Raw genomic sequence first — 23306 nt, 5'->3', positions numbered from 1 at the left:
TTGTAGCTCGGTGACTGCGCCTCGCGCGCGGAACTCTCTAGGAGCATTCGATGACCGACGATCCGCGCACGGTGCCCGCGGCGCTGGATCGTTTCGCGGACCAGCTGCCCGACCACGACGCGCTGATCACCGACGAACGGTCTTTCACCGCCGCCGCGCTGCGCGACGAGGTGCACCGAGCCGCCGCCGCCCTCATCGATCTCGGCGTCCAAGCGGGCGACCGGGTGGCCATCTGGTCGCCGAACACCTGGCATTGGGTGGTGGCCTGCCTGGCAATACACCACGCCGGCGCGGCGATGGTGCCGCTGAACACCCGCTACACCGCCGCCGAGGCCGGCGACGTCCTGGCCCGCACCGGCGCGCCCGTGTTGTTCGGCATGGGCCGATTCCTGGGCCACGATCGCGTTGCCGACCTGGACCGTGCGGCGCTCCCGGCGCTGCGCCACATCGTGCGGATACCGGTTGAGGCCGACGAGACCGGGACCGGGACCTGGGACGAGTTCGTCGCCCGGGGCAGCGACCTCGACGCCGTCGCCGCTCGCGCGTCCGCCGTCGCGCCCGATGACGTCAGCGACATCCTCTTCACGTCCGGCACCACCGGCCGCAGCAAAGGCGTGCTGTGCGCGCATCGGCAGTCGCTGTCGGCCTCCGCATCCTGGGCGGCCAACGGCAAGATCACCAGTGACGACCGCTACCTGTGCATCAACCCGTTCTTTCACAACTTCGGCTACAAGGCCGGCATCCTGGCCTGTCTGCAGACCGGCGCGACGTTGATCCCCCACCTGACCTTCGACCCGCTGCGCGCGCTGCAAGCGATCGAGCGGCACCGCATCACCGTGCTGCCCGGGCCGCCCACCATCTACCAGACGCTGCTGGACCACCCGGCACGCAACGACTACGACCTGACCTCACTGCGGTTCGCGGTGACCGGCGCCGCTACCGTGCCGGTCGTGCTGGTCGAGCGCATGCAATCCGAACTCGACATCGACATCGTGCTGACCGCCTACGGGCTGACCGAGGCCAACGGCATGGGAACCATGTGCCGCGCCGACGACGACGCGATCACCGTGGCAACCACCTGCGGGCGCCCCTTCGCCGACTTCGAACTGCGCATCGACGCCGACCCGCCCGAGGATTCGGGAGAGGTGTTGCTGCGCGGGCCGAACGTGATGCTGGGCTACCTCGGGGACCCGGAGGCCACCGCGGCCGCCATCGACGCCGACGGCTGGCTGCACACCGGCGACATCGGCGCCGTCGACGCGGCCGGCAACCTGCGCATCACCGACCGGCTCAAGGACATGTACATCTGCGGTGGATTCAACGTCTACCCCGCCGAGGTCGAGCAGGTGCTGGCCCGCATGGACGGCGTGGCCGACGCCGCGGTGATCGGGGTTCCCGACGAGCGCCTCGGCGAAGTGGGCCGGGCGTACCTGGTTACCCGGCCCGGCGCCCAGCTCGATGAAGAATCCGTGATCGCTTACACCCGAGAACATTTGGCGAACTTCAAGGCACCGCGGTCGGTGCGGTTCGTCGACGCGCTGCCGCGCAATGCGGGCGGCAAGGTGCTCAAACCACAACTGCGAGAGCAGGGCTAATGGATCTGGAACTCGACGAAGACACCCTGGCCTTCCAGGCCGAGGTGCGGGACTTCTTGTCGGCCAACGCCGATGCCGTCCCGACGAAGTCATACGACAACGCCGAAGGCTTTGAGCAGCACCGACATTGGGACCGCGTGCTGTTCGACGCCGGCCTTTCGGTGATCACCTGGCCGAAGAAGTACGGCGGCCGGGACGCGCCGCTGCTGCACTGGGTGGTCTTCGAAGAGGAGTACTTCCGGGCCGGTGCGCCGGGCCGGGCCAGCGCCAACGGCACCTCGATGCTGGCGCCGACCCTCTTCGCGCACGGCACCGAAGAGCAACTCGACCGGATTCTGCCGAAAATGGCCAGCGGCGAACAGATCTGGGCTCAGGCGTGGTCGGAGCCCGAATCCGGCAGCGACCTGGCGTCGCTGCGGTCCACCGCCACCCAGACCGACGGGGGCTGGCTGCTCAACGGGCAGAAGATCTGGAGCTCGCGAGCCCCGTTCGCCGAGCGGGGTTTCGGGCTGTTTCGTTCCGATCCCGGCGCCGAGCGGCACAACGGGCTGACGTATTTCATGTTCGACCTGAAGGCCGAGGGTGTCACGGTGCGGCCCATCGTCCAGCTGGGCGGCGACACCGGCTTCGGCGAGATCTTCCTCGACGACGTCTTCGTGCCCGACGAGGACGTGATCGGTACCCCGCACGAGGGCTGGCGGGCGGCCATGAGCACGTCGAGCAACGAGCGCGGCATGTCGCTGCGCAGCCCGGCGCGCTTCCTGGCGACCGCCGAGCGGTTGGTGCGGCTGTGGAAGGACAGTGGCTCGCCCGCCGCATTCGCCGACCGGGTCGCCGACGGCTGGATCAAGGCGCAGGCCTACCGGCTGCAGACCTTCGAGACGGTGACCCGGCTGGCCCTCGGCGGCGAGCTGGGCGCCGAGTCGTCGGTGACCAAGGTGTTCTGGTCAGACCTCGACGTCGAATTGCACCAGGCCGCGCTCGACCTACTCGCCGCCGACGGGGAGCTCGCCGGCCGGTGGACGGAGGGTTTGCTGTTCGCGCTGGGCGGCCCGATCTACGCCGGCACCAACGAGATTCAGCGCAACATCATCTCCGAGCGGTTGCTGGGCCTGCCGCGCGAGAAGTCCGGGGGCAAGAAGTGAAATTTGCGCTAGACGAACAGCAGCGCGACTTCGCGGCCAGCATCGACGCCGCGCTCGGTGCGGCGGACTTGCCCGGCGCCGTGCGGGCGTGGTCCGCCGGCGATACCGCACCGGGCCGCAAGGTGTGGGAGCAGTTGGCCAACCTGGGCGTCACCGCTCTGGCCGTGCCGGAGAAATTCGACGGCATCGAGGCCCATCCGGTAGACCTCGTCGTCGCCATCGAGCGGCTCGGGCGCTGGTGCGTGCCGGGCCCGGTGACCGAATCCATCGCCGTGGCACCGGTTTTGCTCGGCTCTGATGATCACGCCGAGCGCTGCGCGGGATTGGCATCCGGGGAGCTGATCGCCACGGTCGCCATGCCGCCGCAGGCACCGCGTGCCGTCGACGCCGACGTGGCCGGCCTGCTGCTGCTGGCCGGCGAGGACGGCGTCACCGAGGCGACACCGGGCGCCGTCCACGAATCCGTCGACCCCAGCCGTAAGCTCTCCGATGTGACCGCGACCGGTGCGGCGTGGCAAGCAGACATCAAGCGCGCCTACGAATTCGGCGCGCTGGCCACCGCGGCCCAGCTGATCGGCGCGGCCGAGGCGCTGCGCGACGGCGCGGTCGACTACGCCAAGCAACGCACCCAGTTCGGCCGGGTGATCGGCTCGTACCAGGCGATCAAGCACAAGCTCGCCGACGTGCACATCGCCATCGAACTGGCCCGTCCGCTGGTCTACGGCGCGGCGCTGACCATGGATCCGCGCGACGTCAGCGCCGCCAAGGCGGCCGCATCTGAGGCGGGGCTGCTGGCGGCTCGGTCGGCCTTGCAGACCCACGGCGCAATCGGTTTCACCCAGGAACACGACCTGTCGCTGTTGCTGCTGCGCGTGCAGGCGTTGCGGTCCGCCTGGGGTACGCCGGTGGAACATCGGCGGCGAGTGCTGGAGGCGCTATGACCACAACTGAAGAACGGCAGATGCTGGCCGAGACGGTCGCCGCCCTGGTGGCCAAGCACGCCGGCCCGGCCGCCGTGCGCGCGGCCATGGAGTCCGACCGTGGCTACGACGAATCGCTGTGGCGACTGCTGTGCGAGCAGGTCGGCGCCGCCGCCCTGGTGGTGCCCGAGGAGTTGGGCGGCGCGGGCGGCGAATTGGCCGACGCCGCAGCAGTTTTGCAGGAACTGGGCCGCGCGCTGGTGCCTTCCCCGCTGCTGGGGACCACGCTGGCCGAGCTGGCGCTGCTGAGCGCGGCCGAGCCGGACACCGCGACGCTGGAAAGCCTTGCCGAGGGCGGCTCGATCGGCGCGCTGGTGCTCGATGCCGATTACGTGATCAACGGCGATGTCGCCGACGTCGTGGTCGCCGTCGAGGACGGGCGGCTCAGCCGGTGGACCCGATTCGGCGCCGAGCCCGTCACCACCATGGACCCGACCCGGCGCCTGGCGCGGGTGAAAGCCGAGGAGACCGTGCCGATCGGCACGGACCCGGGCCTGGCGGACCAAGCGGCCATCCTGCTGGCCGCCGAGCAGATCGGCGCCGCCGAACGCTGCCTGGAACTGACCGTCGAATATGCCAAGGACCGCGTGCAATTCGGCCGACCAATCGGCAGCTTTCAGGCCCTCAAGCACCGGATGGCCGATCTGTATGTCACCGTCGCCGCCGCGAAGGCCGTCGTCGCCGATGCGTGCGACCACCCCACGCCCACCAACGCCGCCGCCGCCCGGCTAGCCGCCACCGAGGCACTGAACACCGTGGCCGCCGAGGGCATCCAGCTGCACGGCGGCATCGCGATCACCTGGGAACACGACATGCACCTGTACTTCAAACGTGCCCACGGCAGCGCGCATCTGCTGGAATCGTGCCAAGAACTACTGAAGCGACTGGAATCCGAGGTACTCACGGCGCCGTGACCGACCGCGTCTCGCTACGAGCCGGCATCCCACCGTTCTACGTGATGGATGTCTGGCTGGCTGCCGCGCAACGCCAGCGCAGCCACGGCGACTTGGTCAACCTGTCGGCCGGCCAGCCCAGCGTGGGCGCGCCCGGACCGGTGCGAGCGGCCGCGGCCGCCGCCGTGCAGTCCAACGAACTCGGTTACTCGGTGGCACTGGGCATTCAGGACCTGCGAGCCGCGATCGCCGCCGACTATCAGCGCCAGCACGGGCTCGACGTGGAACCCGACGCGGTGGTGATCACGACGGGCTCCTCGGGTGGCTTCCTGCTCACCTTTTTGGCCTGCTTCGACGTCGGTGACCGGGTGGCCCTGGCCAGCCCTGGCTACCCCTGCTACCGAAACATCCTGTCGGCGTTGGGATGTGAGGTGGTGGAAATCCCCTGCGGACCGCAGACGCGCTTCCAGCCCACCGCGCGGATGCTCGCCGAACTCGACCCCCCGGTGCAGGGCGTGATCGTCGCAAGCCCGGCCAACCCGACTGGCACGGTCATCGAGCCGACGGAGCTGGCCGCGATCGCGTCGTGGTGTGATGCGACGGGGGCGCGGCTGATCAGCGACGAGGTCTACCACGGTCTGGTCTACGACGGGTCACCGCAGACCAGCTGCGCGTGGCAGACGTCGCGAAATGCCGTTGTGGTCAACAGCTTTTCGAAGTACTACGCGATGACGGGCTGGCGGCTGGGCTGGCTGCTGGTGCCGTCCGAGCTGCGCCGCGCGGTGGATCGCCTCACCGGGAACTTCACCATCTGTCCGCCCGTGCTGTCGCAAGTCGCCGCGGTCGCGGCCTTCACCCCGGAGGCGACCGCCGAGGCCGACGGTCACCTGCATCACTATGCGGCCAATCGTTCGCGGGTGCTCGACGGGCTACGCGGCATCGGCATCGAGCGTTTGGCCCCGACCGACGGCGCCTTCTACGTGTACGCCGACGTCTCGGAATTCACCGACGACTCGCTCGCGTTTTGTTCGAAGCTGTTGGAAGACACCGGCGTTGCGATCGCGCCGGGCATCGACTTCGACACCGAGCGGGGCGATTCGTTCGTGCGACTGTCATTTGCGGGGCCGACGAACGACATCGACGAAGCGCTGCGACGGCTCGGCCCCTGGCTTTCGGCCCGCTAGCGACAGCCGGACAGGCGCCTAAGCGTCGAGCACCTGCGCGATGCGCGCCTCGAGCGCACCCTGATCGCCGACACCCGCCACGTCGATGCCGAACCGCCCAACGATCGCGTCGACAACCGCGGCGGCGTCGTCGAGGCGGATCTTCTCGCTGCCGTCGGCGCGGTGGATGGTCAGGTTCCTACCGGCCAGGTTGTAGCGGGCGTCCTCGGTGGTCAGCGCGACCGTCAAGCCGGTCACGAAGATCGACGACGGGTGCGTGGACACGTACCAGCTGCCCACCGCCAGATCGATCTGCGGCACCGTCTGGGTGCCGAATGTGTACAGGGGTCGCCACTCGTCGCGGACCAGGGCTTGCAGGACCAGGCCGTCACCGCGGTCGTTCAGCCGGTACGGCTCGTGCGTGGTCGGCTGGGCGTTCCCGGTCTGCAATCGGATGGGAGAGGTCAGGGTCTGGCCGCCGAAGCCGACGTCGACCAGGAAGGAACCTTCCGAGGCGGGGAAGGTCACCGCCAGCACCGTATGTGTCTGGGCGCCCAGCGGCGCGTCGGGCGGCTGCATCCAGACCACCCGCCCGGCCAACCGCCGCACCCGGAAGCCGATTTCGGTCAGCGCGTACCCCATCAGCCCGTTCTGCTCGTAGCAGTAACCCCCGCGGCGCCGGTAGACCAGCTTGTCGGTCAACGCTTCCGGGCTCAGGTCGTCGACCGGGACGCCCAGCAGCGGGTCGAGATTTTCGAACGGGATCGAGCCGGTGTGCGCGGTCATCAGGTCCTGCAGCACCTCGAGGGTCGGCTCGGCGGGACCGCCGTAGTTGATGCGGTCGAAGTACGCGCCAAGATCCAGCGTCATGCCACCATTCTGGCGCGCGGCCCCCCGGCCGCGGCAGCGGGCGCCGGCATCGGTTGTTTCATCCATGTCGAATACGGCAACCCGTCAACGGGGAACTCAGCGCTTCCCAACACTGACAACGGAGTCCATCATGAACACCAGCAACACCGTCTGGATCGTCGTCGCCGCAGTCGTGGCCGTCTTCATCATCATCGTTCTCGTCATGCTTGCCCGCAGAGCGAGCATGCGCCGCCGCGAGCGGCAGGCCGAGGGGATTCGCGAACAGGCCCGAGTGGAGACCGCCAAGGTCGAGCGCCGCGAGGCACTGGCCGCGGAAACCGCCGCGAAAGCGCGCGCCGCGCAGGCCGAAGCCGAGGCCAAGGCGGCCGAAGCCGCGCGGCTGCAGGACCGGGCGTCAGCGCATCAGAGCGAAGTGGCGTCCTCGCGCGAACAGCTGAACGAGCAGTGGCAGCGGGCCGACAGCCTGGATCCCAAAGTGAAGGCCGAAAAAGACTCCGCTGCCGACAAGGGCGAAGCCGACCGCGACGCCGCGTGGAGCCAGGAGCAGCCGATCCCGGACAACTCTCCCACGGTGAACCTCTCGGGCACCGAGCGTGACGCCGGAAGCCATCGCGGCGGGCCTACCTGAGGACTGCTACAACCAGGTGTCCTGGGTGGTGGTGGTCAGGAACGCCTCCAGGTCGTCGCGCCATTGCGCCGGCGTCGTCTTGTCCGGCTCGATGCCGGTGTATTCGCCGCGGTAGAACAGCAGCGGCCGCGGTTTGATCTTGGGCGCCTCCGAAAGCGATTGAACCGCACCGAAAACAACGAAGTGATCGCCGCCGTCGTGCGCGGAGGCAACCGTGCAATCGATGTAGGCCAGCGAATTGTCGATGATCGGGGAACCGAGTTCGGAAGGGTGCCAGTCGATCCCGGCGAACTTGTCCGGCTCCTTGGAGCCGAAGCGGGCCGAGACGTGCTTCTGCTGCTCGGTCAGCATGTTGACGCAGAATCGGCCGCTCGCCTCGATGGCCTTCCACGACCGCGACACCTTGGTGGGGCAGAACAGCACCAGCGGCGGATCCAGCGAGAGCGCGGCGAAGGACTGGCAGGCGAAGCCGACCGGGACGTCGTCGTGCACGGTGGTGATGATGGTGATCCCGGTGCAGAACTGACCGAGCACGCTGCGGAACGTGCGCGGGTCGATCGGCGCGGCAGTCATAACCCCGAATTTAACCCTTGAAGCCGACGCTGAAGTCGTGGCCCCACAGGCTGATTGCGGTGCTCTCCCGGGCGATCCAATCGGTGTCCTCGACTTGCCTTCCCTCGCAGCCGAATTCGACATCGAATCCGCTGGGTGTCTTCATGTAGAAGGACAGCATCAGGTCGTTGACGTGCCGGCCCAGCGTCGCCGACATCGGCACCTTCTTACGCAGCGCCCGGTCCAGGCACAGCCCGACGTCGTCGGCCTCTTCGACCTCGACCATCAGGTGCACGATGCCGCTGGGGGTCTGTCCGGGCATGAAGGCCAGGCTGTGATGGCGAGGGTTGCAGCCCAGGAACCGCAGCCAGGCCGGCGGGCCGTCGGCGGGCCGGCCGACCACTTGGGGCGGCAGCCGCATCGAGTCGCGCAGCTTGAAGTCCAGCACATCCCGGTAGAAGTGCAGCGTCTCTTCGTCGTCGCGGGTGGTCAGCACCACGTGCCCCAGGCCCTGCTCGGCGGTGACGAACTTGTGGCCGTACGGGCTGACCACGCGGCGGTGTTCCAAAGCGGCGCCGTGGAAGACCTCCAGGCAATTGCCGGACGGGTCGGAGAACCGGATCATCTCGTCGACCCGGCGATCGGCCAGTTCGGCGGCGGTGGCCTCCTTGTAGGGGGTGCCCTCGACGTCCAGCCGGTTCCGGATCTCTTGCAGGCCAGCCGCATTCGCGCACTCCCAGCCCGCCTCGATGAGCCGGTCCTGTTCGCCGGGCACGATCACCAACCGGGCCGGGAAATCGTCCATCCGCAGATACAGTGTTCCTTCGGTCGCGCCCTTGCCCTCGACCATGCCGAGGACCTTCAAGCCGTACTCGCGCCAGGCCGCCATGTCGGTGGCCTCGATACGCAGATAGCCCAGCGAGCGGATGCTCATCGCGCACCTCCCAGGAAATCGATGGTGAGCTTGTTGAACTCGTCGAACTTCTCCACCTGCGCCCAGTGCCCACATTGCCCGAAAACGTGAAGCTGTGCGCGCGGGATGGTTTTCAGTGCGACCAGTGCACCATCCAGCGGGTTGACCCGATCCTCGCGGCCCCAGATCAGCAGCACCGGCTGGCGCAGCCGATGCACCTCGCGCCACATCATGCCGAGCTCGAAATCCGCTCCGGCGAACGACATCCCCATCGCGCGCGTCGCCGTCAGCGATTCGGGTGTGCTGGCCAACTCGAAACGCTGCTCGACCAATTCCGGGGTGATCAGCTTCTGGTCGTAGACCATGACCCGCAGGAACGCCTCGAGGTTTTCGCGGGTGGGCTCGGCGGAGAACTTGCCCAGCCGTTTGACGCCCTCGGTCGGGTCGGGCGCGAACAGGTTCACGCTCACCCCGCCCGGGCCCATCAGCACCAGCTTGCCCGCCCGGTCCGGGTAGTCCAGCGCGAAGCGGACCGCGGTGCCACCGCCCAGCGAATTCCCCACCAGCGGAACGCGTCCCAGGCCGAGCTGGTCGAAGAGGCCCTTGAGCGCGCGCGCCGCGTAGTGGTTGAACTGTCCGTGCTCGGCGCGCTTGTCGGAGTGGCCGTAGCCGGGCTGGTCGACGGCCAGCACGTGAAACTGCTGCGCCAGCACCGGGATGTTGCGGGAGAAGTTCGTCCAACTCGCCGCGCCCGGGCCGCCGCCGTGCAGCAGCACCACCGTCTGCTCGTTGCCGACACCGGCCTCGTGGTAGTGCAGCTTCAGCGGCCCATCCACGTCCACCTCCGCGAAGCGCGAGGTGGACTCGAAGGTCAATTCCTCGGTCGCAGTCATGGATCACACCATGGTGTCGCCGGGCGGCAACCCGAACTCGTTGTTCCCGAAGATCTGGTAGGCCCGCTCGGGGTCGTTGGCCGCGTGTACGCGGCCGGCATGAGCGTCACGCCAGAACCGTTGCACCGGTTGGTCATTGCCCAGGGCGGTGGCACCGGAAGCCTCGAACAGCCGGTCGATGGAGGCGATGGCACGGCCGGTGGCGCGCACCTGGTCGCGGCGAGCGCGGGCACGCAGCTCGAAGGGGATCTCCTTACCGGCCGACAGCAGCGCGTACTCGTCGGCGACGTTGCCGCTCAGCTGGCGCCAGGCCGCATCGATGTCGCTGGCCGCCTCGGCGATGCGGACCTTGGCGAACGGGTCGTCCTTGGCCTTCTCGCCGGCGAACGCCGCGCGCACCCGCTTGCCCTGGTGCTCGACGTGCGCGTCGTACGCGCCGTAGGCCATGCCGACGATGGGCGCCGAGATCGTGGTGGGATGCATTGTGCCCCAAGGCATCTTGTAGACCGCGGCGGTGTTGGTCTCGTAGCCGCCCGCGGTGCCGTCGTTCATGGCCTTGTAGGACAGGAATCGGTGCCGCGGCACGAAGACGTCCTTGACGACGACGGTGTTGCTGCCGGTGCCGCGCAGGCCGACGACATGCCACACGTCGTCGATGCGGTACTCGCTGCGCGGGATCAGGAAGGAACCGAAGTCGACAGGGCGGCCGTCCTTGATCACCGGACCGCCGAGGAACGCCCACGTGGCGTGGTCACAACCCGACGACCAGTTCCACGAACCGTTGACCAGATAACCGCCGTCGGTCACGACGCCCGCGCCCATCGGGGCGTACGACGACGAGACCCGGGTCTTGGGGTCCTCGCCCCAGACCTCCTCCTGCGCCCGCTGATCGAACAGCGCCAGGTGCCAGTTGTGCACGCCGATGATCGAGCTCACCCAGCCGGTGGAACCACACGCGCTGGCCAGCCGCCGCACCGCCTCGTAGAACAGCGCCGGATCGCACTGCAGCCCGCCCCACTGCTCGGGCTGCAGCAGGGTGAAGAACCCCACGTCCTGCAGGTCCTGGACGGTCTCGTCGGGCAGCCGCCGCAGGTCCTCCGTCGCCTGAGCGCGTTCGCGTATCTGCGGGAGCAGATCATCGATGCCAGCCAAAACCGACTGCGCATCACGCTGTTGAATGGACGTCACTTACGTTTGCCTCCTGCGCCAGACTTACTCAGCGGACTTACACCAGAGACTAGAACACGTTCCGATTTGTGTCGAGCAGGGTATTCCTGCGGCTGGTAGCGATACGAATCCGCTTTTCTGTAACATGTTCTAGTTGCCCGTGGCGATCGCAAGAGCGGCGGAGCCGGTCGCAGCGGGTCGCCACGTTTTGCAACGAAAGGAAGGGACGGGCCTTGACCGAGGCGGATCTGGACCAAGCACCCGACGAGCCGCTGGGTGACCACGTCCTTGAACTGCAGGTCGCCGAGGTCATCGCCGAGACCGACGATGCGCGGTCGCTGGTGTTCGCGGTGCCCGATGACGCGGGCGATCCCGACATCCCGCCCGAGCGGCTGCGATACGCGCCGGGCCAGTTCTTGACGTTGCGCATCCCCAGCGAGCGCACCGGGTCGGTGGCCCGTTGCTATTCGTTGTGCAGCTCGCCGTTCACCGACGAAGCTCTGACGGTCACGGTCAAACGAACCGCGGACGGCTACGCGTCCAACTGGCTGTGCGACCACGCCAAGGCGGGCATGCGGATCCACGTGCTGGCCCCGTCGGGCAACTTCGTCCCCAAAACGCTGGGCGACGACTTCCTGCTGATGGCCGCGGGCAGCGGGATCACGCCGATCATGTCGATCTGCAAGTCGGCGCTGGCCGAGGGCAGCGGGCAGGTGACGCTGGTCTACGCCAACCGCGACGACCGGTCGGTGATCTTCTCCGACGCGCTGCGCGAGCTGTCGGCCAAATATCCCGACCGGCTCACGGTGCTGCACTGGTTGGAATCGCTGCAGGGCCTGCCCAGCGTGGCCGCGCTGGCCAAGCTTGCCGCCCCCTACACGGGACGGCCTGTGTACATCTGCGGCCCGGGCGCCTTCATGGACTCGGCGAAACAAGCGCTGGAAACGCTGAAAGTGCCTGCGCCGCAGATACATATCGAAGTCTTCAAGTCGCTGGACTCGGACCCGTTCGCGGCGGTGAAGATCGAGGACACCGCCGAAGGTGACGAGCCGCCGGCGACCGCGGTGGTCGAGCTGGACGGCGAAACCCACACCGTGTCGTGGCCGCGCAACGCCAAGCTGCTCGACGTGCTGCTGGCCAAGGGCCTCGACGCGCCCTTCTCCTGCCGCGAGGGCCATTGCGGCGCGTGTGCGTGCACGTTGCGCAGCGGCAACGTGAGCATGGAGGTCAACGACGTGCTCGAGCAGCAAGATCTGGACGAGGGCCTGATCCTGGCCTGTCAATCTCACCCTGAATCTGATTCGGTAGAAGTCACCTACGACGAGTAGTCGCGGGGTTAAGTTCACCCTTGGATCACAGGGAAGGGAAGCATCGATGATGCGGCTGGTATCGGGACTCGCGGCGGTCGCGGCGCTGCCGATGTTTCTGCCCGCCGGGGTGTGCGCGGCGGCGAGCAACACCGCCACCACGCTGTTCCCGCTGGACGGGCCCAATCAGCTGGAGACGCGCGTCATCCTGAATTGCTTCAAGGCCGATGGCCACTGCGACTTCACGGCAGGGGCTGACATGCTGACGCCCGACGGGGTGACCGGCTTCCCGCCCGGCCTGTGGGCCCGGCAGACCACCGAGATCCGGTCCTCCAACCGGCTGGCCTACCTCGACGCGCACGCCGACGGCCAGTACGAGCGGGTGCACAAGGCGATGGGTTCGGACGAGATCACCACCATCTACATGGGCGAGGGCCCGCCGGACAAGTATCAGACGCACGGGCGCATCGATTCCACCGACTGGCAGACGGGCCAGCCCAAGACCGACAACAACGTCATCGCCTGCACCCACATCCAGGTGGTCTACTCCGGGGTCAACATCACGTCCCCGAGCACCTGCGCGGTCACCACGTTCTCCTGAAACGCCGAGGCGGATCGGGTCAAGGTCTTTCCTTCCAGGCTTGAAGTGCCCGGTAGAGCTCGGCGCGGGATCGGATGCTCAGTTTGCGGTAGATGCGGCTGAGGTTGACTTCCACGGTCTTCGGGCTCACGAACAGGGCGGCCGCGATGTCGCGATTGGTCAATCCGGACACGGCCAGGTCGGCAACGCGTTCTTCGGTGGCGGTCAACCCGGGGTCGCGGCCTCGGCTCGACAGGGCGCGCGCCAGTTCGGTTTCGGCGCGCTCGGCCCACACCGCCGTGCCGAGTTGCACAAAGATGTCCCGCGCCTCGCGCAGCGCTGCACCGGCCGCGTCGCGCCGGCGCTGGCGGCGCTGCAACTGGCCAGCCAACAGCAAAGTGCGGGCGCGTTCGAACGGCATCGAAAGGCGTTGGTGCTCGGCCAAAGCCAGCTCGACGCTCGTCCGCGCGCCTGTGACATCGCCGCGCGCAGCCTGCAGCATGGCGCGACAACGCATACCGACCGCCAAGGTCCATGCCCGGTCAAGCCGGAGGCCATTGCGCTCCAAGGCTTCCACCAGCGGCTCGGCATCATCCAATCGACCGAGACCGACCATGGCTTCGACGGCCTCGGGAACGAACGACGACGAGATGATCTCACTTGCTTCCGGGAAGAGACCCACCATGGGCAACAGCGGTTCGAGCGCAGTCATGGCAGCTTGGTAGTCACCCGATGACACCTCGACGAATCCGGCTATCGTCGCCGGCCACTCGGCCAAACGTCTTGAGCCACAACGCCGGGCAGCCGCTATCGCCCGGCCCAGATCGCTTCGAGCGTCGCCGAGGCGGCCGACGTGGGCGGCGACCGCGGCCCGAAGGGTGAGCCCGATGAACATCGGAAAGTCACCGCCCAGCAGAGTCGCCCGCTCCAGCGTGGCGTCCGCGATGACCGCCGCACTGGCGAGGTCGCCGAGCCAGATATCGATGAGCGTGAGGTGAAACCCGATGAAGATCAGCTCCGCTTCCTCGCCGAGGGCGAGACATTCCCGTTCAATTTCCGCCAGCTCGTCGCGGGCCGTCCCCAATTCACCCGTCCAGGCGCGCAGCAGGCTCATCTGTGCGCGAGGCCGCAACGGCAACGGGACTGGCGCGCCCGGCCCTTCCAGTTCGACTGCGCGCTGCATCGCGGGCTCGTCAAAGCCCTTGCCGCCCATGAAGTCGATCATCACCCGCATGCCCAGCGCCGGCCCGAGCAGTGCGGCGGTGCCGAGCCGCTCGGATTCGGTCACCGCCCGCTCGACTCGCGCATAGGCGTGCTCGTGCCGGCCCGCGTTGAGCAGAGCGAATGCCAAGCTGATCAGGATGCGGACGCGTAAGGCGGCGTCGGTACCGCTTTCGTCGACAGCCTGCTCGAGGACGCCCGCCGCTTCCAGGAAGCTGTCGTCGGAGAGGACTATCAGCCCCAGCTGATGCAATGCTTCGGCGCGGGTGGGGCAGGCCGGCAGCGCTGCGATGACCGCATCCAGGATCCGCCGGGCGCGGGCGGGATCTCCCGCAACGAAATGGTGTGTCGCACAGCGTATCTTGCGTTCTGGATCGTTGTCACCGGCCAGACCGACGGCCAGTTCGACCAGCTCGGCGGCGGCGGCCGGCGCACCCCTGCCGCGGGCGATCTCGGCGGCCCTGTCCAGCGCGGCCACCGTCTCCGGCTTCCCGGATGTGTCGGCGAGCGCGAGGTGGCGGGCGTGCAACTCGGGATGGGCGATGAGTTCGGCGAGCCGGCGGTGCATTTCGCGGCGGCGACCGGGCGCCGCTGCGCTGTAGACGCCGTGCGCCAGGAGGGGATGGGTGAACCGGACCCGGCTCCCGTCGATAGCCACCACCGCTTGGTCTTCGGCTTGCCTGAGCGATTGCACCACCTGATCCGGCGGGCAATTGGTGGCCTGTGCCACCATCGCCACCGTCGGATCGGGCAGGCTGGCAATGGCGAGCAGAACGTCTTCGGCGCCGACCCGGCTGATCCGCGCGCGGACCAACTCAGTGAGGCTGCCCGGCAGACTCGCCTGGAAAGCGTGTCCCTCCGCGTGCAGTTCTCGGGTCAGCTCAAGCGCGAAAAACGGGTTGCCCGCGGCGATCTCGTGAATGCGTAGCAGCGTAGGACGCGCCACCGAATGTCCCAGCCGCAGCAGCAGAACCTGATGCAACTCGCCTACGGTCAACGGCTGCATTCGGATGCGACGCACGTCGTCGGGGCTTGGCAGCTGCAACCGCGCGGCGGCCTCTTCGGTACGCGTCGTGCACAACAGGGCCGCGCCGGCGCGAAGGCGGCGCGCGGCGTAGGCCACCACACTGGCGCTCGACAGGTCCGACCACTGCAGATCGTCGATGGCAATCACGAGGGGCCGAACGGCGGCGAGTCGGCCGATGATTGCCACGAACGCCGCCGCGACGGCCCGGGGATCAATCCCGGAAGCCTCGACGAGGTCTCTCAACAGCGCTCCGCCCAAAGCCTGCTGCTGCGGAGCCGGCAGGTCGGCCCACACCGAGTCATCGACGTCATCGAGCAGGTCGGCCAGCACCGTGTACGCCAGCACCGACTCGGCCGCCGCGGCGCGGCAGCTCAACACGCGATATCCGCATTCATCAGCCCGACGGACCGCGTCGGCCCACACCGCCGTCTTGCCTATTCCCGCCTCGCCCTCGATCACCAGTGCGCACGATCGATGTGGCAAAGAATCGAGGAAGTCGCTCACGGCGCGCTCTTCGGCCTGCCTGCCGACCAATCGCTCCGTCACATCAACCCTTCGCACCATCAGACGGCTGGGCTGCCACCTCGGCACTGGGGTCGCGATGACGGCCTATCCTTCACGGCCCGACACCCACACCCTTGGCTCCTTCGTTTGCCAGCCCTGGAGCCCGACCCGGTCGGTGGCTACTGCAGGGATTCTCGCAGAACTTCGCTGAAACGGCTCGATTTCCCAGACAAAAATGATCGGCAACTATGCGTGCACAGCCGGAAAACTTTGCTCGACGGCACCGGCCGGCCCACCCGAAGACAGGGCTGCAGCCATCGAACCGGCCCGTCAGCGGTCCAGGGGCCGCGTCCAACCGACGCCGCAGCTGATCCGTTCGGCGGGCGTGCCGACGTCGGCGCAGATCTGCGCGACCAGCTCGGCCGACTCGGCAGCAAAGACACCGAACATGTAGTCGTCGGCCGGCACCGTCATCGCCGTCAGAAGCTGGACCGGCGTGCCACGGGTCGTCATCAGTTCGGCACGGCTATTCAGCCGATCGACGATATCGCCTATCGAGGGGGCGGACGTTCGTGGTCCGTACCACTCGACGAGGAACCGTCGTGGTTGAGGCCCGGTGATCACCATTTGTTCCTCGCGGCCGGGGGCAACCGAATCGAGGCCCCCGGCTCAGCCGTCGTCGCCGTCAGTACAGCGGTATCCAGGTACCGAAGAACCAGTAACCAAAGCCCCCATAGTCCGCGTTGAAGACCGGAAGGACGGTGAAGTTGTTGTAGGTGAAGGGCGCGTAATAGTTCTGTCCGTAGGACGCGTCAACCGGCGTCCCCTGCCAGGGCTGGTTCCAGCCGCCGGCGGGCGGCGGGCCGTTCCAGCCACCGGCCGGTGGCGGGCCTTCCCAGTTCGGCGGTGGGGCCCCGGGGGCGGGGCCGTTGTTCCAGCCGTAGCCGCTCGGCGGCGGCGGAGGTGGCGCTCCCTGGCCCGGGACCCAGTAGCCATTCGGCAGGTTGGTGGGGCCGCCTATCTCCCCGGTGGGATGAAGGATGGGCGGGGGCGGCGGGTAGTACGGCGGGTGCGGAGGCTGACTCCACGGCGCGTTGAGGATCGGGCGAGGAGGCCTGGGCGGGTATGAGTTGCCCGGCTGGTTGGTCGTACCGCCCCACGGCGCCTCGGTGGTCGGCGTAACGCCGCCCCACGGCGAGCCGTTCGGTGGCGTCGAGCCCGAGCCCCCATAACCGGGGTTGGGATTGGGGTTGGGGTTGGGCGCGGGGGTGCAGTTCTTGTACCAGGCGGGACACACCGTCGGCAGCGGCGACGTCGAGCCGTTCTGCGCCGGCTGCTGCCACGGACTCGGCGGCGTGTTGTTCGGCGACTGCTGCTGCCACGGGCTCGGCGGCGTGTTGTTCGGCGGTGTCGAGCCCGAGCCCCCGTAACCGGAATTCGGGCTGGGGGCGGGGGCTGGGGTGCAGTTCTTGTCCCAGTTGGGGCATTCGGTGGGCATCGGGGCCGTCGTACTGTTCGGCGGCGCCTGTTGCCAGGTGCTCGACGCGGGCGGCGGCGAGCTACGCGGCGGCGTGCTGGGCGGCGGTGGCGTGGTGTGCGGCGCGGGAGTGGACTGCCACGTGCTGGGCGGGGGCGTGCTGGGCGGTTGCGTGGTGTGCGGGGCCGGCGTCGACTGCCACGTGCTCTGTGGCGGCGGCGTGCCGTGCGGCGTCGTGGCTACCGGCGGCGTGCCGGTGCCCCCGTAACCGGGGTTGGGGCTGGGGTTACCGGAACAGCCTTTCTGCCAGCTGGGGCATGGGTCCAGCGGGGCGGAGTTCGCGAAGCTCCCGTTGACAGCCGTTACCGACATTCCCAGGCCCGTCGCGACTGCCGCGGCTGCGGCGAGGCGTTTGATCGACATTGTTACGTCCCCTCTCGGGCTTCGGTCCGAACGATTCGGCTGGCGCTACGGACAGGTCACGTCGATCTCGAACGGCTTGGTCACCGGCTTCGGCTGGTGGGGATCGCTCACATCGGCGCCGGTGGCCGTGCCCTTGATCTGAATTGCGTTGTCGCCCACCGCGGCTCCGGCGTTGCCGCCCTGCCCCTTTGCGGCGTCGGAGAAACCGAGCGTGATGCCGTCGACGTTGCCCAGTCCGACCGCGTGAACGATTGGCGGGTTGTCCTTGCTGACCACCGCACCAACGCCTTTGGCCGGGTCGCCGATGCCGATGTTGATGTTGTCGCCGACCGGTTTGCAGGTGACCGGACCGCTGACGTTCTGGGTCTTGCCGTCGACGATCACCTGCGGCCCGGCGGGCGGACCGGCCGAGTTCGACGCTTGCGGGATCGACTTATTGCCGGAACAGCCAGTGCCACTGGCGATTACGATGGCCAGGCCGGCTACGCCGACGATGATCTGACGCTTCACCGCTGTTCTCCTTCATGTGGGGTGTCCACTGTTCGCGACCCCGACGGTTACTGCGCGGGGCCCGGGATTTGATAAGCGCACCTGCCGGCCGTGTGTTCGGTGAGGCTGACGGACTGCCCGTCCACCTGGATCGCGCAGTCGTGTGGACCGCCGGTTTTGTCGGTGTAGTTCAACGCCAGGTACGGGCTTCCGGTCACCTGCACGGTCTGCGACCAGGGGACTGAAACCCAGGTCGTGGTGCTCGCCGGATACACCGGGGTTCCGGGGTCCGGGATGACGGAGAAGACGTCACCGCCCCCGAGGATCCGGTACACGACCGTATGCTGCGTCGGATCCGCTTTGGCGGCGGGCAACATGGCCGGCGGCGCTGCGCTCATCGCGATGGCGACAGCCGCGAACACACCGGCCAGCGCGCTCGGCCGTGGCGCCTTGCCGGCGCGGCACCTCCGGCAAGAGTCAGCATTCAAGTGGTGGCGAGCCGAATCCGTTGGCATGGCGTCCCTTTCGATACGCGATCGCGGCGACACGCAGGCGCGCCCGCAGTCTCACGGTGAGCAACTATCGCCGGAGCGGTCGCTACACGCTAAGGCCGCGCGCGCAGCCGTCTCAATTAGGGATTTCCCTACACTTTTCGCCTAACGGCTTCGCCGCGACTCGCCATCGGCCATCAAGGTCGCGCGAGCAACGGGTGGCCGAAAGCCTGTATCAGCGGGGCAAGCCGAGCAGCCGCTCGGCGGCGACCGTCAGCAGGATCTGCTCGGTGCCGCCCGCGATCGTCAGGCAGCGGGTGTTGAGGAAATCGAACACCGCCTGGTTGTGCACCAAGCCGCCGCCCTCGGACACGTCCATCGTGTATTCGGCCAGCGCTTGGCGGTAGCGGACGCCGATGAGCTTGCGCACGCTGGACTGCGCCCCGGGATCCTGCCCGCCGACGGCCAGCTGAGCGATCCGCTGGTCCAGCAGCGCGCCGGTCTGCGCGGCGACGATCAAGCGCCCCAACCGATCTCGCCCCGCGGCGTCGAGGTCGAGCTCGGCCAACACCTCGAGCAGCTCCTCCATCGGGTTGCCCAGCGCGGTTCCGTTGGCCATCGCGACCCGCTCGTTGGCCAGCGTGGTGCGGGCCAGCCGCCAACCGTCGTTCACCTCGCCGACCACCAGTTCGTCGGGAACGAACACATTGTCCAAAAACACCTCGTTGAACAACGAATCGCCGGTGATCTCGCGCAGCGGACGGATCTCGATGCCCGGTGAGCTCATCTCCACCAGGAAGTACGTAATGCCTTTGTGTTTCGGCGCGTCCGGATCCGTGCGTGCCAGGCACACTCCCCACTTCGCCTTGTGCGCCGCCGACGTCCAGACCTTCTGCCCGGTGAGGTGCCATCCCCCGTCGGTCCGGACCGCCTTGGTGCGCAGCGAGGCCAGGTCCGAACCGGCTCCGGGCTCGGAAAACAGCTGACACCACAGGAATTCGCCGCGCGCGGTGCCCGGCACGAAACGCTCGATCTGTTCCGGCGTGCCGTGCTCGAGGATGGTCGGCGCCGCCCACCAACCGATCACCAGGTCGGGCCGGGCCACACCGGCAGCCGCCAGCTCCTGGTCGATCAACAGCTGCTCGGCCGGTCCCGCGCCGCGCCCGTAGGGTGCCGGCCAGTGCGGCGCCTGCAGGCCCGCCTCGGCCAGCGCGGCCTGCCGCTTCTCCTCGGGCAGGCCGGCGATCTGGGCGACGGCGGCGGCGATCTCCTGACGCTGGTCTTCGACCTCGCTGAGGTCGATCCCCAGCCGGCGTCGCACGCCCGCCTGGGTCAGCGCGGTGACGCGGCGCAGCCACGCCTCCGCCCCGCCCAGGAAGCGGCCGATGGCATGCGCCCGGCGCAGGTACAGGTGCGCGTCGTGCTCCCAGGTGCAGCCGATGCCGCCGAGCACCTGGATGCAGTCCTTGACGTTGGCCTTCACGGCGGCGATGCCGGTGCTCGCGGCCAGGGCCGCGGCGATGGAGAACTGGGATTCGTCGCCGTCCGCCGCGGCGCGCGCGGCATCGGCGGCGGCCACCTCGGCCTGCTCGGCGCGGCACAGCATCTCGGCGCAGAGGTGTTTGACGGCCTGGAAGCTGCCGATCGGCTTGCCGAACTGCTCGCGGACCTTCGCGTAGTCGACGGCGGTCTCCAGCGACCACCGGGTGATGCCGGCCGCCTCGGCCGCAAGCACCGTCGCGGCCAGCTCCTCGACGCGTTCGCGGGTGTCCGACACCACCGTGGCCGGGGCCGAGTTCAGCGCCACCCGGGCCAACGGCCTGGAGAAGTCGCTGGCGACCAGCGGCTCGATCTGCACACCCTCGCCGTCGGTGTCGATCAGCAGCCACCTCTCGCCGGCCGGCGCCAACAACACGGCACCGTCGGCCACCCCCAGCGCGAACGCCACGGCGCCCGAAGCCGTGGACGTCGCGTCGTCGAACTCGATGTCGCCCTCCAGAGCCAGCCCGGCGAAGCGCTCCCCGGACGCCAGGGCGCCCAACAACTCTGGATCCGAGACAACCAACGTGGCCAGCGCGGTGGTGGCGACCGGCCCGGGGATCAGCGCTTTCGCCGCTTCCTCGACCATCGCGCACAGATCTTCGATGCTGCCGTCCGCGCCGCCGAATTGCTCCGGGATCGCGACGCCGAAGATCCCCAGTTCCGCCAGCCGGGAGAACACCGGCCGCCAAGCGTCGGACTTACCCTGCTCCACATCGCGGATCGCCGCGGTTCCGCCGGGCCCGGACGCCGCATTGCGGGCCCAGTCGCGCACCAGGGCTCGCGCGGCAAACTGCTCGTCGGTGACGGTCGCTACCACCTTGAGGACCTCCGCGTCCATGACTTCGACGATGACAAGGGTTGGGCCCTTGCCCTGATTGTGCGATCTGCCCGTCGAGCGGGTACCTCTGCAGTCGCGTGTTGGCACGCAACCCGCTCTCCAGAGACTAGAACGTGTTCTAATAGTGCCAGTGATCGACCGTCAAGTCGAACGCCATCACAGCAGCACAACGCTTGTCCGCGGCGGTATGGAGGTGGGAGATTCACACGCAGAATGCGTATCGTTTGCGAACGAACCGCCGGGAACAGGAGCAAACCGTCACATGCCAGCCAACGCAAATCCGAGCCGCGTTTCCGACTCGCAGCCGCGCGAGGTCATGAACGTGGCGGTACTGGCGGAATCCGAACTGGGGTCTGAGGCGCAGCGGGAACGCCGCAAGCGCATCCTCGATGCCACCATGGCCATCGCCTCCAAGGGCGGCTACGAGGCGGTTCAAATGCGCGCGGTGGCCGATCGCGCCGACGTCGCGGTGGGGACGCTGTACCGCTATTTCCCCTCGAAGGTGCACCTGCTCGTGTCGGCGCTGGGCCGCGAGTTCAGCCGCATCGACGCCAAGACGGACCGCTCGGCCATGACCGGCGGCACGCCGTTTCAGCGACTCAACTTCATGGTGCAAAAGCTCAACCGGGCGATGCAACGCAATCCCCTGCTGACCGAGGCGATGACGCGCGCGTACGTGTTCGCCGACGCGTCGGCGGCCAGCGAGGTCGACCAGGTCGAGAAGCTCATCGATTCGATGTTCGCGCGGGCGATGTCCGACGGCGAGCCGACCGAGGACCAGTACCACATCGCCCGGGTGATCTCGGACGTGTGGCTGTCGAACCTGCTGGCATGGCTCACCCGCCGGGCCTCCGCCACCGACGTCAGCAAGCGGCTGGACCTGGCCGTGCGGCTGTTGATCGGCGACCAAGACTCCAAGTAGTCCGGCTCACGCCGGCGGACCGGCGGTGCGGCCCCGGATCAGCTCCGTGTCCAGGAGTTCGATCGCGGGCAGACCCGATCGCGGCGGCTTCAACAACAACTCCGCGGCCCGGCAGCCCTTCTGCAGGCTGGACTGCGACACCGTGGTCAGGCCGCGGTTCATCGCGTCGGGCACGCCGTCGAAACCGGTGACGGTCATCTGCCCGGGCACGTAGATGCCGTGTGCCCGTAAGTAATCCATGGCGGACAGGGCCAGGATGTCGGCGGTGCACATCAGCGCGGTGATCCGCGGATTGGCTTCCAGGGCCGCCTTGGCGGCCGCGCCGCCGGACTCGGGTAGGTGCTCGTAGCTTTCCACCACCGTCAGGGAGTCCGGGTCGATACCGGCGGCCGCCATCGCCTCCCACACGCCGACGATGCGCTCGCGTTGCACGTCAAACGCGGGCGAGCGCAACCGGTCGGGGTCCACCAGGCCCTGGCGTCGATCCCGCCCCAGCCGCATGGTCAGCAGCCCGATCTCGCGGTGCCCCAGGCCCAGCACGTAGTCGGCAAGCTCACGCATCGCGGCGCGGTCGTCGATACCTACCCGCGAGACGCCGGCCAGCCCCTTGGGTTGATCGACCACCACAACCGGCAGCCGGCGCTGCAGTACCACCTGCAGGTAGGGATCTTCGTCGCACACCGAATACACCACGAAGCCGTCCACGCCGGCCGAAAGCACGGCGGCTGTGCCGTCTTTGAGGCTGCGGCTGGGCCCGACGGCCACCAGCAACAGCCCCTGACCCACCTCCTCGCATGCCTGCGCCACCCCGGTGACGAAGTCACGCGCCGCGGGGTCGCTGAAGAAGTAGGTCAGCGGCTCGGCCATCACCAGAGCGACGGCGCCGGCCTTGCGGGTCCGCAACGAACGCGCCACCGGGTCGGGGCCGGCGTATCCCAGCCGCTTGGCAGTCGCGAGCACGCGCTCGCGCAGGTCCGGGGAGAGCTGATCGGGCCGGTTGAAGGCATTCGAAATCGTCGTGCGGGAAACGTTGAGCTCGTCCGCCAACGACGCCAGAGTCGCACGCCGGCGCGGTGGGGGGCTCACGTCCGCTGAGGGTACAGCGGACCGGGGTCCCCGCGTACGAGCTTCAAGTTGCGGTTTTGTAATGGAAACGATTTTCATTAGTATTATGGTTCGGCTGACGGGCCGGCAGGAGGCATCGGACTTGCGCACGGCACTGACGCGGCAACGAACGGCGGAGGCCGGGCCCGCCGATGCGACGCGATGGCTGGCGGCCGCTCTGGTGGTGACCGGCGGCCTGCTGCTCATTGGCTGCAGCGGCATGGCGCAGTCGCGCGCCCTTTCCGTCGTCGCTTCCACCGACGTGTGGGGCAGCGTGGCCCGCGCCGTCACCGGCCGGCACGTCGCCGTCAAATCCATTCTCAGCGGGGCCGACATCGACCCGCACTCCTATGAGGTCAGCCCGGCAGACGCCGCCGCGATCGCCGACGCCCCGCTGGTGGTGTTCAACGGCGGCGGCTATGACGGCTGGGTCGACGAGGTGCTGGCCCACCACCGCGACGCCAAGCCCGTCATCGCCTACTCCTTCCTGGAGACCAGCGGACAGCCCCGCAACGAGCACGTTTTCTACGACCTGACCGTCGCCAAATCCGTTGCCGTCGCCATTGCCGATCGGCTCGCGAC

General features: G+C 68.3%; 23 protein-coding genes. 11 read left to right on the top strand and 12 right to left on the bottom strand.

Going from position 1 to position 23306, the window contains the following annotated elements:
- Positions 1–50 precede the first annotated feature (50 nt).
- The 5 genes from fadD3 to AC5Y4T_RS18180 are packed head-to-tail and all read left to right on the top strand — an operon-like array spanning position 51 to position 5797.
- Positions 51–1595, top strand: coding sequence for a 3-((3aS,4S,7aS)-7a-methyl-1,5-dioxo-octahydro-1H-inden-4-yl)propanoate--CoA ligase FadD3 (fadD3, locus tag AC5Y4T_RS18200; protein ID WP_499916964.1), 1545 nt, complete (start codon positions 51–53; stop codon positions 1593–1595).
- A complete protein-coding gene (locus AC5Y4T_RS18195; protein WP_499954686.1) occupies positions 1595–2740 on the top strand; it encodes an acyl-CoA dehydrogenase family protein in 1146 nt (381 codons plus the stop codon). Before fadD3 ends, AC5Y4T_RS18195 begins: the two co-directional genes overlap by 1 nt.
- A complete protein-coding gene (locus tag AC5Y4T_RS18190) occupies positions 2737–3681 on the top strand; it encodes an acyl-CoA dehydrogenase family protein (protein ID WP_499916968.1) in 945 nt (314 codons plus the stop codon). The genes AC5Y4T_RS18195 and AC5Y4T_RS18190 overlap by 4 nt, the downstream gene beginning before the upstream one ends.
- Positions 3678–4634 carry an acyl-CoA dehydrogenase IpdE2 gene (ipdE2, locus tag AC5Y4T_RS18185; protein ID WP_499916970.1) on the top strand — a complete coding sequence of 319 codons (957 nt, stop codon included), beginning with the start codon at positions 3678–3680 and terminating at the stop codon, positions 4632–4634. Before AC5Y4T_RS18190 ends, ipdE2 begins: the two co-directional genes overlap by 4 nt.
- Positions 4631–5797 carry a pyridoxal phosphate-dependent aminotransferase gene (locus tag AC5Y4T_RS18180; protein ID WP_499954684.1) on the top strand — a complete coding sequence of 389 codons (1167 nt, stop codon included), beginning with the start codon at positions 4631–4633 and terminating at the stop codon, positions 5795–5797. The genes ipdE2 and AC5Y4T_RS18180 overlap by 4 nt, the downstream gene beginning before the upstream one ends.
- A gap of 18 nt (positions 5798–5815) precedes the next feature.
- Here the strand turns inward: AC5Y4T_RS18180 and AC5Y4T_RS18175 are convergent, their stop codons facing one another.
- Positions 5816–6646: an arylamine N-acetyltransferase family protein gene (locus AC5Y4T_RS18175; protein ID WP_499954682.1), complete on the bottom strand. Its 831-nt coding sequence runs from the start codon at positions 6644–6646 to the stop codon at positions 5816–5818.
- Between the two features lie 130 nt (positions 6647–6776).
- Between AC5Y4T_RS18175 and AC5Y4T_RS18170 the strand changes: the two genes are divergently transcribed.
- Complete coding sequence (locus AC5Y4T_RS18170) at positions 6777–7274, top strand: hypothetical protein (protein WP_499954680.1); 498 nt, start codon at positions 6777–6779, stop codon at positions 7272–7274.
- Between the two features lie 6 nt (positions 7275–7280).
- On the opposite strand, the gene hsaB is transcribed toward AC5Y4T_RS18170, so the two are convergent.
- From hsaB to hsaA, 4 genes are read right to left on the bottom strand one after another with little or no spacing between them, the layout of a single operon-like run.
- Positions 7281–7847, bottom strand: a complete 567-nt coding sequence (gene hsaB / locus AC5Y4T_RS18165; protein WP_499916978.1) for a 3-hydroxy-9,10-secoandrosta-1,3,5(10)-triene-9,17-dione monooxygenase reductase subunit — start codon at positions 7845–7847, stop codon at positions 7281–7283.
- A gap of 10 nt (positions 7848–7857) precedes the next feature.
- A complete protein-coding gene (gene hsaC, locus AC5Y4T_RS18160) occupies positions 7858–8760 on the bottom strand; it encodes an iron-dependent extradiol dioxygenase HsaC (protein ID WP_499916980.1) in 903 nt (300 codons plus the stop codon).
- The gene (gene hsaD / locus AC5Y4T_RS18155) at positions 8757–9632 is read right to left on the bottom strand and encodes a 4,5:9,10-diseco-3-hydroxy-5,9,17-trioxoandrosta-1(10),2-diene-4-oate hydrolase (RefSeq protein WP_499947449.1); all 876 of its coding nucleotides are present in this window, start codon (positions 9630–9632) and stop codon (positions 8757–8759) included. The genes hsaC and hsaD overlap by 4 nt, the downstream gene beginning before the upstream one ends.
- Before the next feature lie 3 nt (positions 9633–9635).
- The gene (gene hsaA, locus AC5Y4T_RS18150; RefSeq protein ID WP_499916984.1) at positions 9636–10820 is read right to left on the bottom strand and encodes a 3-hydroxy-9,10-secoandrosta-1,3,5(10)-triene-9,17-dione monooxygenase oxygenase subunit; all 1185 of its coding nucleotides are present in this window, start codon (positions 10818–10820) and stop codon (positions 9636–9638) included.
- Positions 10821–11032: 212 nt separating this feature from the next.
- Between hsaA and AC5Y4T_RS18145 the strand changes: the two genes are divergently transcribed.
- Together AC5Y4T_RS18145 and AC5Y4T_RS18140 are read left to right on the top strand one after the other, a co-directional pair.
- Positions 11033–12127, top strand: coding sequence for a 2Fe-2S iron-sulfur cluster-binding protein (locus AC5Y4T_RS18145; RefSeq protein ID WP_499954678.1), 1095 nt, complete (start codon positions 11033–11035; stop codon positions 12125–12127).
- A gap of 46 nt (positions 12128–12173) precedes the next feature.
- Positions 12174–12707, top strand: a complete 534-nt coding sequence (locus AC5Y4T_RS18140; protein ID WP_499947447.1) for a hypothetical protein — start codon at positions 12174–12176, stop codon at positions 12705–12707.
- Between the two features lie 19 nt (positions 12708–12726).
- Here the strand turns inward: AC5Y4T_RS18140 and AC5Y4T_RS18135 are convergent, their stop codons facing one another.
- The 3 genes from AC5Y4T_RS18135 to AC5Y4T_RS18125 all read right to left on the bottom strand — a co-directional run bounded on the left by AC5Y4T_RS18135 (position 12727) and on the right by AC5Y4T_RS18125 (position 16936).
- Positions 12727–15480, bottom strand: a complete 2754-nt coding sequence (locus tag AC5Y4T_RS18135) for an AAA family ATPase (protein WP_499954676.1) — start codon at positions 15478–15480, stop codon at positions 12727–12729.
- Positions 15481–15768: 288 nt separating this feature from the next.
- On the bottom strand, positions 15769–16065 hold the full coding sequence (locus tag AC5Y4T_RS18130) for a hypothetical protein (RefSeq protein WP_499916992.1): 297 nt from the start codon (positions 16063–16065) through the stop codon (positions 15769–15771).
- Positions 16066–16123: 58 nt separating this feature from the next.
- Positions 16124–16936, bottom strand: a complete 813-nt coding sequence (locus tag AC5Y4T_RS18125) for an MAP_0585 family protein (RefSeq protein WP_499954674.1) — start codon at positions 16934–16936, stop codon at positions 16124–16126.
- On the opposite strand from AC5Y4T_RS18125, the gene AC5Y4T_RS18120 reads away from it, so the two are divergent.
- Positions 16929–17183 carry a hypothetical protein gene (locus tag AC5Y4T_RS18120; RefSeq protein ID WP_499916996.1) on the top strand — a complete coding sequence of 85 codons (255 nt, stop codon included), beginning with the start codon at positions 16929–16931 and terminating at the stop codon, positions 17181–17183. The two genes, AC5Y4T_RS18125 and AC5Y4T_RS18120, sit on opposite strands and share 8 nt — an antisense overlap.
- A gap of 200 nt (positions 17184–17383) precedes the next feature.
- Here the strand turns inward: AC5Y4T_RS18120 and AC5Y4T_RS18115 are convergent, their stop codons facing one another.
- From AC5Y4T_RS18115 to AC5Y4T_RS18105, 3 genes are all read right to left on the bottom strand, one after another.
- The gene (locus tag AC5Y4T_RS18115; protein WP_499954672.1) at positions 17384–17848 is read right to left on the bottom strand and encodes a lipoprotein LpqH; all 465 of its coding nucleotides are present in this window, start codon (positions 17846–17848) and stop codon (positions 17384–17386) included.
- A gap of 47 nt (positions 17849–17895) precedes the next feature.
- On the bottom strand, positions 17896–18249 hold the full coding sequence (locus AC5Y4T_RS18110) for a hypothetical protein (RefSeq protein WP_499954670.1): 354 nt from the start codon (positions 18247–18249) through the stop codon (positions 17896–17898).
- Between the two features lie 304 nt (positions 18250–18553).
- Entirely contained in the window at positions 18554–20677 is a 2124-nt protein-coding gene (locus tag AC5Y4T_RS18105) for an acyl-CoA dehydrogenase family protein (protein ID WP_499954750.1), read from the bottom strand.
- A 343-nt stretch (positions 20678–21020) separates the two neighbouring features.
- Between AC5Y4T_RS18105 and kstR the strand changes: the two genes are divergently transcribed.
- Positions 21021–21620: a cholesterol catabolism transcriptional regulator KstR gene (gene kstR / locus AC5Y4T_RS18100; protein WP_499917630.1), complete on the top strand. Its 600-nt coding sequence runs from the start codon at positions 21021–21023 to the stop codon at positions 21618–21620.
- Between the two features lie 6 nt (positions 21621–21626).
- Here the strand turns inward: kstR and AC5Y4T_RS18095 are convergent, their stop codons facing one another.
- Positions 21627–22706 carry an Rv3575c family transcriptional regulator gene (locus AC5Y4T_RS18095; RefSeq protein ID WP_499954668.1) on the bottom strand — a complete coding sequence of 360 codons (1080 nt, stop codon included), beginning with the start codon at positions 22704–22706 and terminating at the stop codon, positions 21627–21629.
- Between the two features lie 121 nt (positions 22707–22827).
- Between AC5Y4T_RS18095 and AC5Y4T_RS18090 the strand changes: the two genes are divergently transcribed.
- Positions 22828–23306 (top strand): metal ABC transporter solute-binding protein, Zn/Mn family (locus tag AC5Y4T_RS18090; RefSeq protein WP_499954748.1); only part of this gene is annotated, 479 nt, incomplete at its 3' end.

It is taken from the genome of Mycobacterium sp. NGS11 (genome assembly GCF_059813315.1).
This window is presented reverse-complemented; position numbering and strand designations above follow the sequence as displayed.

What these genes read in the sequence shown, in the direction of transcription:
- fadD3 (WP_499916964.1), top strand. Translation starts at nt 51, where the DNA reads ATGACCGACGATCCGCGCACGGTGCCCGCGGCGCTGGATCGTTTCGCG.
- AC5Y4T_RS18195 (WP_499954686.1), top strand. Translation starts at nt 1,595, where the DNA reads ATGGATCTGGAACTCGACGAAGACACCCTGGCCTTCCAGGCCGAGGTG.
- ipdE2 (WP_499916970.1), top strand. Translation starts at nt 3,678, where the DNA reads ATGACCACAACTGAAGAACGGCAGATGCTGGCCGAGACGGTCGCCGCC.
- AC5Y4T_RS18175 (WP_499954682.1), bottom strand. Translation starts at nt 6,646, where the DNA reads ATGACGCTGGATCTTGGCGCGTACTTCGACCGCATCAACTACGGCGGT.
- AC5Y4T_RS18170 (WP_499954680.1), top strand. Translation starts at nt 6,777, where the DNA reads ATGAACACCAGCAACACCGTCTGGATCGTCGTCGCCGCAGTCGTGGCC.
- hsaB (WP_499916978.1), bottom strand. Translation starts at nt 7,847, where the DNA reads ATGACTGCCGCGCCGATCGACCCGCGCACGTTCCGCAGCGTGCTCGGT.
- hsaC (WP_499916980.1), bottom strand. Translation starts at nt 8,760, where the DNA reads ATGAGCATCCGCTCGCTGGGCTATCTGCGTATCGAGGCCACCGACATG.
- hsaD (WP_499947449.1), bottom strand. Translation starts at nt 9,632, where the DNA reads ATGACTGCGACCGAGGAATTGACCTTCGAGTCCACCTCGCGCTTCGCG.
- AC5Y4T_RS18140 (WP_499947447.1), top strand. Translation starts at nt 12,174, where the DNA reads ATGATGCGGCTGGTATCGGGACTCGCGGCGGTCGCGGCGCTGCCGATG.
- AC5Y4T_RS18130 (WP_499916992.1), bottom strand. Translation starts at nt 16,065, where the DNA reads ATGGTGATCACCGGGCCTCAACCACGACGGTTCCTCGTCGAGTGGTAC.
- AC5Y4T_RS18125 (WP_499954674.1), bottom strand. Translation starts at nt 16,936, where the DNA reads ATGCCCACCGAATGCCCCAACTGGGACAAGAACTGCACCCCAGCCCCC.